Annotated in this window: 14 protein-coding genes; 10 read left to right on the top strand and 4 right to left on the bottom strand. The window is 65.9% G+C overall.

Translation table 11 applies throughout. From position 1 onward, the window contains the following. From AC0WR5_RS12730 to AC0WR5_RS12700, 7 genes are all read left to right on the top strand, one after another. Positions 1 to 1,164: an ABC transporter substrate-binding protein gene (locus AC0WR5_RS12730; protein WP_475863626.1), complete on the top strand. Its 1,164-nt coding sequence runs from the start codon at positions 1 to 3 to the stop codon at positions 1,162 to 1,164. Between the two features lie 65 nt (positions 1,165 to 1,229). Further along, positions 1,230 to 2,213 carry an ABC transporter ATP-binding protein gene (locus tag AC0WR5_RS12725; RefSeq protein WP_475868998.1) on the top strand — a complete coding sequence of 328 codons (984 nt, stop codon included), beginning with the start codon at positions 1,230 to 1,232 and terminating at the stop codon, positions 2,211 to 2,213. Continuing rightward, positions 2,210 to 3,187, top strand: a complete 978-nt coding sequence (locus AC0WR5_RS12720) for an ABC transporter permease (protein ID WP_475863624.1) — start codon at positions 2,210 to 2,212, stop codon at positions 3,185 to 3,187. Before AC0WR5_RS12725 ends, AC0WR5_RS12720 begins: the two co-directional genes overlap by 4 nt. Further along, positions 3,177 to 3,986 carry an ABC transporter permease gene (locus AC0WR5_RS12715; RefSeq protein WP_475863621.1) on the top strand — a complete coding sequence of 270 codons (810 nt, stop codon included), beginning with the start codon at positions 3,177 to 3,179 and terminating at the stop codon, positions 3,984 to 3,986. The genes AC0WR5_RS12720 and AC0WR5_RS12715 overlap by 11 nt, the downstream gene beginning before the upstream one ends. A 34-nt stretch (positions 3,987 to 4,020) precedes the next feature. Next, the gene (locus AC0WR5_RS12710) at positions 4,021 to 5,445 is read left to right on the top strand and encodes a gamma-aminobutyraldehyde dehydrogenase (protein ID WP_475863619.1); all 1,425 of its coding nucleotides are present in this window, start codon (positions 4,021 to 4,023) and stop codon (positions 5,443 to 5,445) included. A 123-nt stretch (positions 5,446 to 5,568) separates the two neighbouring features. Beyond that, positions 5,569 to 6,186 (top strand): trimeric intracellular cation channel family protein, encoded by a 618-nt coding sequence (locus AC0WR5_RS12705; RefSeq protein WP_475863618.1) that lies wholly within the window; start codon positions 5,569 to 5,571, stop codon positions 6,184 to 6,186. 143 nt (positions 6,187 to 6,329) lie between these two features. Then, entirely contained in the window at positions 6,330 to 6,743 is a 414-nt protein-coding gene (locus tag AC0WR5_RS12700; protein WP_475863617.1) for a c-type cytochrome, read from the top strand. A 10-nt stretch (positions 6,744 to 6,753) separates the two neighbouring features. Here AC0WR5_RS12700 and AC0WR5_RS12695 read toward each other — a convergent pair whose 3' ends face one another. After that, entirely contained in the window at positions 6,754 to 7,608 is an 855-nt protein-coding gene (locus tag AC0WR5_RS12695) for a LysR substrate-binding domain-containing protein (protein WP_475863615.1), read from the bottom strand. Positions 7,609 to 7,765: 157 nt separating this feature from the next. Between AC0WR5_RS12695 and AC0WR5_RS12690 the strand changes: the two genes are divergently transcribed. Continuing rightward, complete coding sequence (locus AC0WR5_RS12690; protein WP_475863614.1) at positions 7,766 to 8,602, top strand: EamA family transporter; 837 nt, start codon at positions 7,766 to 7,768, stop codon at positions 8,600 to 8,602. A 141-nt stretch (positions 8,603 to 8,743) separates the two neighbouring features. After that, a complete protein-coding gene (locus AC0WR5_RS12685; RefSeq protein ID WP_475863613.1) occupies positions 8,744 to 9,850 on the top strand; it encodes a CobW family GTP-binding protein in 1,107 nt (368 codons plus the stop codon). Positions 9,851 to 10,135: 285 nt separating this feature from the next. Here the strand turns inward: AC0WR5_RS12685 and AC0WR5_RS12680 are convergent, their stop codons facing one another. The 3 genes from AC0WR5_RS12680 to AC0WR5_RS12670 all read right to left on the bottom strand — a co-directional run bounded on the left by AC0WR5_RS12680 (position 10,136) and on the right by AC0WR5_RS12670 (position 13,336). Next, positions 10,136 to 11,176, bottom strand: coding sequence for a quaternary amine ABC transporter ATP-binding protein (locus AC0WR5_RS12680; protein ID WP_475863611.1), 1,041 nt, complete (start codon positions 11,174 to 11,176; stop codon positions 10,136 to 10,138). Positions 11,177 to 11,186: 10 nt separating this feature from the next. Then, a complete protein-coding gene (locus AC0WR5_RS12675) occupies positions 11,187 to 12,230 on the bottom strand; it encodes an ABC transporter permease (RefSeq protein WP_475863610.1) in 1,044 nt (347 codons plus the stop codon). A gap of 107 nt (positions 12,231 to 12,337) precedes the next feature. Further along, positions 12,338 to 13,336: an ABC transporter substrate-binding protein gene (locus AC0WR5_RS12670; RefSeq protein WP_475863608.1), complete on the bottom strand. Its 999-nt coding sequence runs from the start codon at positions 13,334 to 13,336 to the stop codon at positions 12,338 to 12,340. A gap of 386 nt (positions 13,337 to 13,722) precedes the next feature. On the opposite strand from AC0WR5_RS12670, the gene AC0WR5_RS12665 reads away from it, so the two are divergent. Then, entirely contained in the window at positions 13,723 to 14,595 is an 873-nt protein-coding gene (locus tag AC0WR5_RS12665; RefSeq protein WP_475863606.1) for a VOC family protein, read from the top strand. The last annotated feature ends 8 nt before the right edge of the window (positions 14,596 to 14,603 follow it).

Here is a 14,603-nt window from a genome sequence, read left to right as displayed (position 1 = left end):
ATGAAACAGATTTTCAAGGGCTGCGTGTCCGGTCTCGCGCTGATTGCCTCATCTGCGCTGCCACTCTCGGCGGCCGACATGATGACCGAGCTGGGCGATGGCGAAGGCACCGTCAGCATCGTGGCCTGGCCGGGCTATATTGAACGCGGCGAAACCGATGCCGCCTTCGACTGGGTCACCAAGTTCGAGCAGGACACGAGCTGCAAGGTAGAGATCAAGACGGCGAATACCTCGGACGAAATGGTCGCGCTGATGAACGAGGGCGGCTTTGACCTGGTGACGGCATCGGGCGATGCCTCGCTGCGGCTGATCGCGGGCAAGCGGGTTCAGCCGGTGAACACCGACCTGATCCCGAGCTGGTCGCGGGTGGATGACCGCCTGAAGGACGCGCCCTGGCACACGGTTCAGGGGACGCATTATGGCACGCCCTTCATGTGGGGGCCGAACGTGCTGATGTACAACACCGAGGCCTTCCCAGAGGCGCCCACGAGCTGGAGCGTCGTCTTCGAGGAGACGACGCTGCCCGATGGTGAGACGAACGTGGGCCGCGTGCAGGCCTATGATGGCCCGATCTACGTGGCCGACGCGGCGATGTACCTGATGGCGCATCAGCCCGAGCTTGGGATCACGAGCCCCTACGAGCTGAACGAGGAGCAATATGCCGCCGCGCTCGACCTGTTGCGCAATCAGCGCAAGCTGGTCTCGCGCTACTGGCACGATGCTTTCATCCAGATCGACGACTTCAAGAACGAGGGCATGGTGGCCTCGTCCTCCTGGCCCTTCATGGTGAACCTGCTGAAGGCGGATGGCGTGCCCGTGTCCTCGGTGATCCCGGAGGAGGGCGCTACGGGCTGGGCCGACACGCTGATGCTGCATTCCGAGGCCGAACATCCGAATTGTGCCTACAAGTTCATGGAGCATTCCCTGAATTCCAACCTGCAATCCGACCTCTCGGTCTGGTTCGGCGCGGTTCCGGCCGTGCCCGAGGCCTGCACGGACGGCTCCGGCATGCAGACGGCAGAGGGCTGCACCGAGAACGGCCTGGAGGATTTCGACAAGATCGCCTTCTGGCAGACGCCGGTGTCGAGCTGCGAGAGCCAGGGGACATGTGTGCCCTACTATCGCTGGGTCTCCGATTATATCGGCGTGATCGGCGGGCGCTGAGCCTGTCCGAATGAAAGATTGCCCGGACCGCGCACAGGTCCGGGCCCCTTCCTGAAAGACCCATGATGACTGATGCTGTGACCTTCCGGGGCGTGTCGCGCCATTTCGGAGACGTGAAAGCCGTGGACGACGTCGATCTGTCGATCCGCGACGGCGAGTTCTTTGCCATGCTGGGGCCGTCGGGATCCGGCAAGACGACCTGCCTGCGCCTGATCGCGGGGTTCGAACAGCCGACCGCCGGCCATATCGATATCTTCGGAGAGAGTGCCGAGGGGGTGCCGCCCTACCTGCGCAACGTGAACACCGTCTTTCAGAACTATGCGCTTTTTCCGCACATGAACGTGCGCGACAACGTGGCCTTTGGCCTGCGGGTGAAGGGCACCGGCAAGGCCGAGCGCCACCGCGCGGCCGAAGAGGCGCTGGAGCAGGTGGAGCTTGGCGGTTATGGCAGCCGCCGCGCGGGCGAGCTCTCGGGGGGGCAGCGACAGCGCGTGGCCCTGGCCCGGGCCCTGATCAACAAGCCGCGCGTGGTGCTGCTGGACGAGCCGCTGGGCGCGCTGGACCTGAAGCTGCGTGAACAGATGCAGGAGGAGTTGCGGACCCTGCAGCGCACGCTCGGCCTGACCTTCGTCTTCGTGACCCATGACCAGGAAGAGGCGCTGTCCATGGCTGATCGCGTGGCGGTCTTTGCCGAGGGGCGGATCCGCCAGGTGGGCCCCTGCGAGGAGATCTATCGCCGGCCCTCGTCGCGCTTTGTCGCCGATTTCGTGGGCTCGTCCAATGTATTGCCGGCGGATCTGGCCGGGGTGGGGCCGCCGGGGCAATGGGCCTCGCTGCGACCCGAGGACGTGGTGCTCGACCAGGACGGGCGCGAGGCGGTGGTGACGGGCCGGGCCTTTCACGGCCGGGTCATCAAGCTGTCGCTGGACCTGGGCGGTCAGCCCCTCGTGGCGCTGATCCCGGCGCGCGAGGATGTGCCGCAGGTGGGCGGCACGGCACGGATCAGCTGGCAGGCCGAGCAGGCGCACCTGATGGAGGAGGAGGCATGAGCACCGGCCAGGGCATTGGCCAGGGCTTTGGCCAGGGCGAGGCGGCGATCCTGTCTCCGCGTCCGGGGCTGTTGCCGCGGGCGGTGGACCGGCTGATCCGGCGGCCACGCATGTTCGTCTTCCTGATGGTCCTGCCGATCGTGCTCTGGCTGGGCATCGTCTATATCGGGGCGCTGATCGCGCTGCTGATCCAGAGCTTTTTCTCGATCGACGAATTCTCGGGCATGGTCGTGCACGAGTTCACGCTCAAGACCTATCGCGAGCTCTTCCGGCCCTACAACCTCGACATCATCCTGCGCACGGTGGGCATGGCGGCGGCTGTCACCCTTGCCGCGGCGGTGGTGGCCTTTCCCATCGCCTATTTCGCCGCGCGCTATGCCCGGGGCAAATGGAAGGCGCTATTCTACATCGGGGTGATGCTGCCGCTCTGGTCCAGCTACCTGGTGAAGGTTTACGCCTGGAAGCTGGTGCTGGCCAAGGAAGGCATCCTGAACTGGGTCTTTGCAAACCTGCACCTGACCTGGCTGCTCGAGCTGATCCTGTCGATCCCGGTGATCGGGGGCAATTCTCTCTCGGTCAGCTACATGGGCACGTTCCTCGTCTTTCTCTATATCTGGCTGCCCTACATGGTGATCCCGGTGCAGGCCTCGCTGGAGCGCGTGTCGCGCGACCTGACCGAGGCCGCCGCCGACCTGGGTGCCACGCCGCGCCAGAGCTTTCGCATGGTGCTCTTTCCGCTGGCGCTGCCGGGGGTGGTGGCCGGGTCGATCTTTACCTTCTCGCTGACGCTGGGCGATTACATCGTGCCGCAGATCATCGGCAATTCGCGCCTGTTCATCGGGCAGGCGGTCTATACCCAGCAGGGCACGGCCGGAAATATCCCGCTGGCCGCGGCCTTTACGGTCGTGCCGATCGTGATCATGGGGCTCTACCTCTGGGTGGCGCGCAAGTTGGGGGCCTTCGATGCAATCTGACACCAGGGCGCCGCTAGGCCTGAAACTGGCGGCCGGGACAGGGCTCTTCTTCCTGCTGGCCCCGATCGCGCTGATCTTCCTCTATGCCTTCTCGACCGAGGAGAAGAGCTTTCAGTGGCCGCCGCCCGGTTTCACGACGAAATGGATTGGCGTCACGCTGCACCGGCGGGATGTCTGGGAGGCGCTTGCCCTGTCGCTGAAGGTGGCGGCGATCTCCACCACGCTGGCCCTCGTGCTGGGCACGTTGACGGCGGCCGCCGTGGCGCGGTCTCGGTTCTTCGGGCGCGAGGTCATCTCGCTCGTGGTCATCCTGCCCATTGCCCTGCCGGGGATCATCACCGGCATCTCGCTGCGCTCGGCCTTCTCGCTGCTGGATATCCCGTTCAGCACCTGGACCATCGTTCTGGGCCACGCGACCTTCTGCATCGTGATCGTCTACAACAACGCGGTGGCGCGGTTCCGGCGGACATCGGGGGCGCTGATCGATGCCGCGATGGACCTGGGCGCCGATGGGCTACAGACCTTCCGCTTGGTGGTGCTGCCGAACATTGCGACGGCGCTGCTGGCCGGCGGCATGCTGGCCTTTGCCCTCAGCTTCGACGAGGTGATCGTGACCACATTCACCGCCGGCAACCAGACGACGCTGCCGATCTGGATGCTGGAGGAACTGGTCCGTCCACGACAGCGGCCGGTGACCAATGTCGTCGCCATGGCGGTGGTGATCGTGACGATCATCCCGATCCTGGCGGCCTATTACCTGACACGTGACGGCGAACATACCGCCGGTTCCGAGAAATGAGAGACAGCGAGAAATGAGAGACAGGGAGACACCCATGGATACCCAAATGCTGATCGGCGCCAAGCTCGTCTCGGGCACGGAAACCGAGGAGAAGATCCTCAATCCGCGCACCGGCGAAGTGATCACCACGCTGCCCGAAGCCTCTCTCGCGCAGGTCGAGGAGGCGGTCCTTGCTGCCGAGAAGGCCTTTGCCGGCTGGTCGCGCACCACGCCCGCCGAACGCTCGGGCTACCTGCTGAAGATCGCGGACCGGATCGAGGGCGCGGCCGAGGAACTGGCGGCGCTCGAGGCGCTGAACTGCGGCAAGCCGGGGCACCTGGCGCTGGGCGACGAACTGCCTGCCATCGTCGATTGCTTCCGCTTTTTCGCAGGGGCCGTGCGCTGCATGACCGGCCCGGTCGCGGGAGAGTACCTCGAGGGCCATACCTCGATGATCCGCCGCGATCCCATCGGCATCGTGGCCTCCATCGCGCCCTGGAACTATCCGCTGATGATGATGGCCTGGAAGATCGCGCCGGCGCTGGGCGCGGGCAACACGGTGGTTTTCAAACCCTCGGAGCAGACGCCCCTCACCGCGCTGGCCATGGCGAGGATCTTTGCCGAGGTGCTGCCGGAGGGCGTGATGAACATCGTGCTCGGCCGCGGCGAGACGGTGGGCTCGGCGCTGATCAACCACCCCAAGGTGGCGATGATTTCGCTGACCGGCGACATTGCCACGGGCCGCAAGATCCTCGAGGCCGCGCACAAGACCATCAAGCGCACGCATCTCGAACTGGGCGGCAAGGCTCCGGTCATCGTCTTCGAGGACGCGGATCTCGAGGCGACCGTCGCCGGTCTGCGCGCCTTCAGCTTCTACAATGCCGGCCAGGATTGCACTGCCGCCTGCCGTGTCTACGTGCAGGACGGGCTCTATGACCGCTTCGTGGCCGACCTGACCGCGTCGGTCTCGGAGATCCCCTACGGCCTGGAGGACGACAGCCGGAACGAGATCGGCCCGCTGATTTCGCCGCGTCAGCGCGACCGGGTCGCAAGCTTCGTGGCCCGCGCCCGCGAGGCCAACCATATCGAGGTGACGACCGGAGGGGATACGCCCGACGGACCCGGCTTCTTCTACAAGCCGACGGTGGTGGCCGGCGCCCTTCAGGGCGACGAGATCGTCCAGCGCGAGGTCTTCGGGCCGGTCGTTTCGGTCACGCGGTTCAGCGAGGCGGAGGAAGCGATCACCTGGGCCAATGACAGCGACTATGGCCTGGCCTCCTCGGTCTGGACCAAGGACGTGTCGAAGGGGATGCAGGTGGCCTCGCGGCTGCAGTACGGCTGCACATGGGTGAACACGCATTTCATGCTGACCAACGAGATGCCCCATGGCGGCATGAAGCAATCGGGCTATGGCAAGGACATGTCGTCCTATGCACTGGAGGATTATTCCGCCGTGCGCCACGTGATGATCGCGCATTGAGGGGAGGGCGGCGCGGGCGGGCGCGGCCCGCCCGAACCGGCGTGACGTTCCATCGGTGCGCTCTGGACGCCGGGGCCGGTTTCGGAGAGTCTGCTCGCAGATCTTTCGCACGGGAATGACCGCATGGATGCGCTGCCTTTCGGCCTCTGGCTCGACCTCATGGGAACCTTTGTCTTCGGGCTGAGCGGCGCGATGCTGGCCGTGCGGCGGGGGCTCGACATCTTCGGCATCCTGGTCCTGACGGGGGCGGCGGCGCTTTTCGGTGGCGTGATCCGGGATGTCACCCTGGGTGCCACGCCGCCGGCCTCCATGCTCGACGTGCGCTATTCCCTTGCCGTGCTGGCGGCCGCGGCGGTCGTCTTCTTCGGGCACCGTCAGATCGACCGTTTGAAGCGGCCGGTGATGGTGCTCGATGCGCTCGGTCTCGGGCTCTTCGCGGTGACGGGCTGCGCCAAGGCGCTGGAATTCGGGCTTGGCCCTGTTCCTGCGATCCTGCTCGGCGTGGTGACGGCGGTAGGCGGCGGTGTGGTGCGCGACCTTCTGGTGACAGAGGTGCCGCGCGTCCTGCACGAGGAAGTCTATGCCCTGGCGGCCATGCTGGGCGCGGTGGTGGTGGTTCTCGGCAATGCCTGGGGGCTTGCCCCGGGCTGGACTGCGGCCATCGGTGCCGCGGGCGCCGCCGCCTTTCGCATTGTCAGCGTCTGGCGGGGCTGGCACGTTCCGCGCGCGCTCGGGGGCTGAGGGCGCACCGCAACCGCGCAACCGGCCTGTTTCCGGAGCGCCGGCTTTCCAGCCTCGGAAAATTGTGGTCATTTGAGATGGATCACCTCCGTGCCACCGCCGCCTGTGCGAGGGACGGACAAAGAGATGAAGCGAGGGGCGAAATGCGCGAAATCTTCTACGGAGCCGGGGCCTGCGTGATCCTGGGCGTGACGGTCGTGGCCTGTACCGAGAACCGGATGCCGGACCGTGCCGACGGTGCGGCCTTCTTTGCCGACAATTGCGCCTCCTGCCATGGTCCCGACGGGCGCGGCGACGGCCCGCTCGCCGAGGATCTCGCGGATGCGCCGGTGGACCTGACGCAGCTGCGGGCGAACAACGGCGGCAGCTTTCCCACGGCCAAGACGCTCAGCTTCATCTACGGCGATCCGACCAGGGGGCACCTGGCGCGGGTGATGCCGGAGTTCGGCGATGCCATGGCCAGCGACCTGGTGCCGGTTGAAGTGGATGGCGTTCTGACCCCGACGCCCCGCGAACTTGCGGGCCTGCTGGCCTTTCTGGAAAGCATCCAGGAGTAGCGAGCCGGCTTTAGCTATGCGTGGATTGCGACTGAAGCCAGCTGACGAAGGTGTCGGCGGCCTCGCTGGGCCGCGGCCGGCTCAGGGCAACGTAGGTCTGACCTGAAGGCAGGAAGCCCAACGGCGCGATCAGCCTCCCGGCTGCGATGTCATCGGCGACAAGGACCCGAGGCGCGACAGCCATGCCCAGCCCTGAAACGGCGGCCTCCAGCAGGAAATAGAAATGTTCGTATTCGGTGCCTCCTTTCGGAGGCGCCACGCCGGCCGCCGCGGCCCAGTCCTGCCAGGCGGCGGGGCGGGTTTTCGTATGCAGGGCGGGCAGGCGGCACAGGTCCGGCCAGCCCCCTCCCGAGCCTTGCGGCAGCAGCGACGGCGAAAGGACGGGCCCCGCCAGATCCGCCATGAGCGGTGTTGCCCGTGCCGTGCCCCATGGCCCCGGCCCGACGCGGATCGCGACGTCGACCGGCTGTCGCAGGAAGTCGACCGGCCCGTCATCGGCGGTCAGGCGCACGTCGATCTCCGGGTTCCTGGCGCGAAATTCGAAAAGTCGCGGGATCAGCCAGCGCATGGAGAATGTGCCGAGACAGGACACGTCCAGGGTCCGCCGGTCGCCCTGCATCAGACGGGCGACCGCGGCCTCGATGCCATCAAAGGCCTCCTGCAGGGCGGGGTGCAGCTCTCGCGCGGCGCGTGAGGGCACAAGCCGATTGCGCGGCCCCTCGAAGAGCGAGACGCCAAGCAGATCCTCCAGCCCGCGCACCTGACGGCTGACCGCGCCATGGGTCACGCCCAGTTCCTCTGCTGCCAGCTTCATCTGGCCATGGCGCATCGTCGCTTCGAAGGCCCGCAAGGCGTTGAGGGGCAATGCACCTCTCTTCATGTGACCTAACCTCACTTGAGAATGGAAAAACTATCGTTTTTCAGATGTCTTTCAAGGCGTGAAAAGGTCTCATGACACATGAAAACACCTTCCGACCCGTCACTCGCTCCCGCCGAAACTCTCCCTCGACAGGAGATGCAGCATGAGTACCGGCGTCTTCCTGGCCATCCTCCTGGCGGCCTTCCTTCATGCCGGCTGGAACTCCGTCGTCAAGCTCGGCCTCGACCGGGTGTCCACGGTCCTGCTTCTCGCCCTTGTACAGGCCCTGATCGCGCTGCCGTTGTTGCCCCTTGCCGCGCTGCCCGCGCGCGAGGCCTGGGCCTGGATCCTGATCGCGGCACTGCTGCATGCCGGGTACAAGATTTTCCTGGTGCAGGCCTATGCCCATGCGGACCTGAGCCAGGCCTATCCCCTGGCACGCGGCTCGGCGCCGCTGATCGTGACCCTCTTCTCGATACTGGTGCTCGGGGTGAACTTGCCGGGAACGGGACTTCTCGCCATTGCCGCGATTTCCTCGGGCGTGCTGCCGATGGCCCTGAAAGGCGCAGAGAGCCGCATGCGGGGCAGGGCACTCTTCTTCGCCATCGGCACGGCGGCCTTTACGGCCAGTTACACGCTGGTTGACGGGCTCGGTGCGCGATTGGCCGGCACGGCCACCGGCTTCATCCTCTGGATGGTCGTGGGGGACGCGCTCGCGATGGTCCTCTTTGCCGCATCCACGCGGGGACGCGCGGCCTTTCCCGCGCTTCTTCCGGCCTGGAAGACCGGCCTGGCCGCCGGGGCCATGTTGTTGGCGTCGTACTGGATCGCGGTCTGGGCCTTCACCCGGGCGCCGATCGCCATGGTGGCCTCGCTGCGCGAGGCGAGCATTCTCTTCGCCGTTCTGATCGCGGCTTTCGTGCTGCACGAGCAGGTCAGTCGCTGGCGCTGGATCTCGGCCTGCATCATCGCTTCGGTTGTCGTGCTGATGAAACTCTGAAAGATTGTCACTCTCCAAGGTGCCGTGCCGTATCGGAGGCAGGGTGCTTCGGCAAAGCGTACGGCAGGCGCCCTTGCAGGTGTGGGTGTTATCTTATAACAATCTTGCAACACTCATTTCCTGCATATCCAGAGGTCGGCCGTGTCTCATCCCATCCCCGTTACCCTGCTCACCGGTTTCCTGGGCGCCGGCAAGACGACCCTGCTGAACCATCTGCTGCATGACCCCTCCGGCGGGCGCATCGCCGTGGTGGTGAACGAGTTCGGCGACGCCGGCCTCGATCATGACCTGATCGAGGAGGCTGCCGAGGACATCGTGCTGATGCCGGCGGGCTGCATCTGTTGCTCGGTCCGTTCGGACCTGTCGAAAACCCTGCTGTCGCTGCTGGCGCGGCGCACCCGCGAGGAGATTGCCTTTGACCGCGTCGTGGTCGAAACCACGGGCCTCGCAGATCCCGGGCCGATCCATCACACGCTGCTGGTGGACCGGGTTCTGGCACCCAATTATGCGCTCGATGGCATCGTCACGGCGGTGGACTGCGTGCTCGGCCTCTCGACGCTGGACCGGCACGCAGAGGCCCAGGCCCAGGTCGCCATGGCCGACCGCATCGTGCTGACCAAGCGTGACCTGGTGAAACCCGGCGACCTGGCTGCGCTCGCGGCCCGTCTCGACGGGCTCAATCCGGCGGCGTCGCGGATCGTCGCGGACCACGGGGCGGTGCCGCCTGGTGCGCTCTTCGGGCTGAGTTCCCTGCGCGCGCCGATGAGTGAGAGCCAGGCGCTCGACTGGCTTGCCCTGCCGCAGCCGAAAGCGGACCCTCTGGCGGGGCTTTCGGGCCTGAAGCAGCCGGCGGCGAAATCTCAGGCCAAGTCTCTGACAGACCTTGCCGCGCCCTCGCACCATGCCAGCGATGACCGTGTCGCCACGGCGTCGATCACGCTCGACACACCGATCCCGGCCGAAATCTTCGATGCCTGGCTCGACCTGCTGATCGAACGCCGCGGCGCGGACATCCTGCGCACCAAGGGGATCGTGCATATCCAGGATGTGCCGCGTCCCTTCGTCTTTCACGGTGTCCAGCATCTCTTCGAGCCGCCGATGCCGCTGTCGAGCTGGCCCGAGGGCGATACGACGAGCCGCATCGTGATCATCGCGCGGGATATTTCCAAGTCCGAGCTCGAGGCCAACCTGCAGGCGCTGCGGCTGCGACCGGCCCCGGCAGAGCCTGCTCCCGACACGCCCGCCTGAGCCCCCAGGCGACGGACCGGGCGTCCGGTGCGCGCCGTCGGGGCAGTTCTTTTTCCGGGGGCTCCTCCATGGCCGCAGAGGCGGGCGGGGCTTGCTCCCGGATTGCGTGTCGTCTGGTCCGGGGTCGATCTGCTGCCCGTTTGCTAACCCAGCCGCGCCATCGCCTCGCCCGCCTTCGGCGATCTTGTTCCGCAGCCGTCAGAGCCAGGTCGCCGGGTGTTTCAAAGCCGCAAAAAAGGCCCGCCGGGATGCCGGCGGGCCTTTCATCGTCTTCCTTCGTCCCGATCAGGCCGCCTCACCGGTCTCCCGCGGGACCAGCGCGGCCATCACGTCGGCCATCTCGATATGGCCGACGGGCTTGCCGCCCCGCATCACCCGGAACCGCTTGTCCAGCGCCCCGTCCGCGGCGGCGATCACGCTCTCCAGGTTGTCGTTCGGGGCGATGTCTCCGGCATAGTCGCCCTCGGGCACGTCCTGCCGCATCACCGAGCGCACCCGGAGGACCCTGGCGCGGTTGATGTCGGCCACGAACTCCTCGATGTAGGGATCGTTCGGGTTCAGCAGGATGTGCTGAGGCTCGCCCTGCTGCACCACCGCGCCGTCCTTCAGGATCACCAGGTGATCGGCCAGCTTCAGCGCCTCGTCGAGGTCGTGCGTGATGAAGATGATCGTCTTGTGCAGCTCGGCCTGCAGTTCCAGCAGCAGGTCCTGCATGTCCGTCCGGATCAGCGGATCGAGCGCCGAGAAGGCCTCGTCCATCAACATCACGTCGGAGTTGGACGCCAGTGCGCGGGCGATGCCCACGCGCTGCTGCATCCCGCCGGAGAGCTGGTGCGGATACTGGTCCTCGTGGCCTTCCAGACCCACCCGGTTCAGCCATTTCACGCCCTCGGCTTCGTACTCGCGGCGCTTCGCGCCACGCGTGGCCAGCGCCATGCCGGCGTTTTCCAGGACAGTGCGGTGCGGCAGCAGCGCAAATTTCTGGAACACCATCGACATGTTCTCGCGCCGCAGCTTGCGCAGCCCGGTCTCGTTCAGCTTCAGGATGTCCTCACCGTTGACGATGACCTCGCCGGCGGTCGGTTCGATCAGCCTGTTCAGGTGCCGGATCAGGGTGGATTTCCCCGAGCCCGACAGCCCCATGATCACGGTGATCTCGCCCTCGCGCATGTCGACGTTGATGTCGTTCAGCCCGAGGACATGGCCCCGGCTTTCAAGCAGATCGGGTTTGCTCATGCCCCCTTTCACCGCCTCCAGCGCGCCCTGCGGGTCGTCGCCGAAGATCTTGTAGAGGTGGCGGATCGAAATCTTGATGTCCTTGCTCATGATGCTCTCCTCACCGGTCGCCCTGGCTGGCGTCGATACGCGCCAGCGAGGCCTTGGTCACACGATCCAGCGCGATGGCAAGCACCACGATGCCGAGGCCCGCGATCAGGCCCACGCCCAGTTCCAGGTTGCGGATGCCACGCAGCACGAGGATGCCGAGACCCGGTGCCGAGACCATCGAGGCGATGACCACCATGGCGAGGCTCATCATGATCGTCTGGTTGACGCCGGCCATGATGTTGGGCAGCGCCAGCGGGATCTGCACGCCGAAGAGCTTCTGGCTCTTGGTCATGCCAAAGGCATCGGCGGCTTCGATCACGTCCTTGTCCACCAGGCGGATCCCGAGGTTGGTCAGGCGCACCACGGGCACGATGGCATAGAGGATCACCGCAATCCCGTAGAGCTTGGGCTCGGTCACCGAGAACAGGAAGATCAGCGGGATCAGGTAGACGAAGGGCGGCAATGTCTGCAGCATGTCCAGCACCGGTGTCACGGTGTTCTGAAGCCTGTCGCTGCGCGACATCGCAATGCCGATGGGCACCCCGAACAGCACGCAGATGAAGGCGCAGACGAAGATGATGGCCAGGGTCTCCATGGCCGACCCGTAGTGGTTGACAAAGGCCAGCCCCACCAGGACCGCGGCCACGAAGGCCACCACCTTCCACGACCGCGCCACCACCCAGGTGATCAGCAGCAGCAGCGGCATCATGATCCACCAGGGCGTCTCGGTCATGATCCAGAGCATGTCGTTCAGCATCCAGCTGAGCGGCTGGGTGATCGGGTCGACGACCACCCGCAGCGCGTCGCGGATCCCGAGGAACCCTGTCTCGACACCCGCCGTCAGGTCACGCGACTGCGGGATCGCGCCGCAGGCATCGTGGAGCGCGTCAAGCGAGGGGAAGGGGAAATCTTTCAGAGAGGGGGCAGGGGCGCTGTCGCCTCCGCCGCTGGTCTTTGCCAGAAGGTCGGCCATCGACATCGGCCCGTCGGAGGCGCCGCCATCGCACCATTCCCTCAGGCCGAGGCTGTCGAAGATACCGCTGTAAGTTGCCATGAATACTTTCGGACCGTCACCGGCCCGCCCTGGTTATGAAACAGAAAGAACGGAGCCGGTGGCCGGCCCCGTTCCGATGGCGCCCGCGGCGCCCTTTTCTCGCGTGCTTACTGCAGCAGCGCCGACAGCTTCTCTTCGGCGGCATCGTTCAGCCAGCCGGACCAGACGTCGGGGTTCTCGGTGATGAAATGCACCGCAACTTCCTCGGCCGAGGCCTTGTTCTCGTCCTGCCAGGCCAGCAGGCCGCTCATGGTCGAGGTCTGGAAGGTCATGTTGCGGAAGAACTCGGTTTCCTCCGGGTGGCTCTCGGCGAAATCGGTGGTGACCGAGGTCAGGATCGGTGCGGCCGGGAAATCCGAGACCTGCGGATCCGTCGCGTCGGGGTTTTGCAGGTTGTCAAAGGCTTCCTTGTCGTAGTCGCCAAGCTTGACGCGGGTCATGTCGTATTTGCCCATCGGCACGGTCGGGCCCCAGTAGTAGCCGAACCAGGGTTCGCCGTCGGTCACGGCCGCGCCCATCGAGGAGGCCAGCGTCTCGCCGGAGCCGTGGTTGAAGACCTCGATACCTGCGTCTTTCAGGTCGAGGGCGCGCACCAGGTTGTCCGACACCACGCGGCAGCCCCAGCCGTCGGGGCAGTTGTTGAACCGGTTGCCGACCAGCTCGGGGTTTTCCATGATGCCCTCGATGGTCTTCAGCTCGGGGTGTTCCTCGGCCAGGGCCGTCGGGATCCACCAGCCTTCGACACCACCGGGCTCCAGGACCGAGGTCAGGCGCTCCATGGTGCCTCCTTCCTCGAGGCGCTTGTAGGCATCGCCGGCCGAGTTCAGCCAGAGGTTGGTCACCACATCCGGTTCGCCGTTCTCGGCAACCGAGGTGATCGCCGGCACGGTGTCCGACTGCACCAGGCTCACGTCGCACCCATAGCCCTGTTCCAGCAGGAACTTGGCGATGTTGGTGGTGACCTCAGCGGCGGCCCAGCCCATCTGCGCGATCGAAACCTCGCCGCACTGCCCGGCGTCGTCCTGCGCCTGGGCGCTCACGGGCAGCAGGGTGGCGGTGGCCGTCGCAGCGGCACAGATCGTCGAGGCAAGCATTGCCTTACGCATGAGAATCTCCTTCGTGATTTGAAGCATTGGCTTTGCCAAATGCGTGCTACTGACGTGCAAGCCGTTAACTCCTTTTGGGTTTACGGCGACATTCTGTAGCTTGAGTAGTTTCATAATCGAACGGTTTCCTAACAAACCCGTCGGGGTAATGTAAACAGGCTGACAGGATTTTTTCCCGGACACGGCCCTCGAAGGGGGCTGCGCGATACGTTCCGCCAGGGCTTCAGAATGCGATGTGGGAGCGCTCGGGCGGCGCCTTGTCAGGCCTGCTGTCCTGGCCTGCGGATGGCGCACAGCCCCTGTGCGCCCGCACGGTGTCCCTGCGCATTGCAGCCTGCCGGGGCCTGGCTATCCTTGCGCATGACACCCGGCGCAAAGGACAGCCCATGGATCGCAGAACCCTGCTCAGGAGCCTTGCCGGCTGCGGCGCCGCAACCCTCGTGGCGACCCCGCAGATCGCCGCGGCGGGCAACAGCCTGCCACTCGGCGCGCCGGTTCACGTCGCGCAGGTCAGCCTGCGCACCCGCGACGCCGCGGCGCTCTCGGCCTGGTATCAGCGTACCGTCGGCCTGCGCGAGATGTCCCGCGATGACAGCACCATTCGGCTGGGGGCAGGTGGCCGGACCCTGCTCGAGCTGATGGAGCAGCCGGGGCTCAGCCTGGCGACGTCGCAGTCGGCCGGTCTCTTTCACACGGCCTTCCTGCTGCCGTCCCGAAGCGATTTGGCCAACTGGATCGCCATGGCGATCGATCAGCGGATTCCCGTCACCGGCACCGCCGATCATGCCGTCAGCGAGGCGATCTATCTGACCGACCCCGAGGGCAACGGTGTCGAGATCTATGCCGACCGCCCGCAGGAGCGCTGGCAGTGGACAGGCGGACAGGTCGAGATGGGCACCTATGCCCTCGACGTGGCGGACATCATGCACAGCCTCGGCTATCTGCCGCCACGCTGGAACGGTGCTCCCGCCGGCACCAGCGTCGGCCATGTGCACATGAAGGTGGGGGATGCGCAGCGTGCAGGCCGCTGGTGGCAGCAGAGCCTGGGCTTCGACGTGACCCGCAACCTGCAGGAGGCGGTCTTCCTTTCCACCGGCGGATATCATCACCACATCGCGGTCAACGAATGGCTCAGTGCCGGTGCCGGCCCGCGGTCCGCGGGCGAAACCGGGCTGGCCAGGATCGATCTCGTCCGGGCCACGCCGGGGCAGGCGGAGGTCTTCGAGGATGATTGGGGCTCCGTCATCCGGCTAAGCTGAGCCAGGCG

The sequence above is a fragment of the Pseudooceanicola sp. DL12 genome (genome assembly GCF_056270665.1).
The sequence above is the reverse complement of the archived record's forward strand: the minus strand, read 5'-3'. Positions and strand labels throughout refer to the sequence as shown.

Bases quoted from the DNA above. Each gene is read 5' to 3' on its own strand.
- AC0WR5_RS12705 (WP_475863618.1), top strand. From the start codon at position 5,569: ATGGATGCGCTGCCTTTCGGCCTCTGGCTCGACCTCATGGGAACCTTT.
- AC0WR5_RS12730 (WP_475863626.1), top strand. From the start codon at position 1: ATGAAACAGATTTTCAAGGGCTGCGTGTCCGGTCTCGCGCTGATTGCC.
- AC0WR5_RS12680 (WP_475863611.1), bottom strand. From the start codon at position 11,176: ATGAGCAAGGACATCAAGATTTCGATCCGCCACCTCTACAAGATCTTC.
- AC0WR5_RS12715 (WP_475863621.1), top strand. From the start codon at position 3,177: ATGCAATCTGACACCAGGGCGCCGCTAGGCCTGAAACTGGCGGCCGGG.
- AC0WR5_RS12725 (WP_475868998.1), top strand. From the start codon at position 1,230: ATGACTGATGCTGTGACCTTCCGGGGCGTGTCGCGCCATTTCGGAGAC.
- AC0WR5_RS12665 (WP_475863606.1), top strand. From the start codon at position 13,723: ATGGATCGCAGAACCCTGCTCAGGAGCCTTGCCGGCTGCGGCGCCGCA.
- AC0WR5_RS12675 (WP_475863610.1), bottom strand. From the start codon at position 12,230: ATGGCAACTTACAGCGGTATCTTCGACAGCCTCGGCCTGAGGGAATGG.
- AC0WR5_RS12670 (WP_475863608.1), bottom strand. From the start codon at position 13,336: ATGCGTAAGGCAATGCTTGCCTCGACGATCTGTGCCGCTGCGACGGCC.
- AC0WR5_RS12720 (WP_475863624.1), top strand. From the start codon at position 2,210: ATGAGCACCGGCCAGGGCATTGGCCAGGGCTTTGGCCAGGGCGAGGCG.
- AC0WR5_RS12690 (WP_475863614.1), top strand. From the start codon at position 7,766: ATGAGTACCGGCGTCTTCCTGGCCATCCTCCTGGCGGCCTTCCTTCAT.
- AC0WR5_RS12700 (WP_475863617.1), top strand. From the start codon at position 6,330: ATGCGCGAAATCTTCTACGGAGCCGGGGCCTGCGTGATCCTGGGCGTG.
- AC0WR5_RS12710 (WP_475863619.1), top strand. From the start codon at position 4,021: ATGGATACCCAAATGCTGATCGGCGCCAAGCTCGTCTCGGGCACGGAA.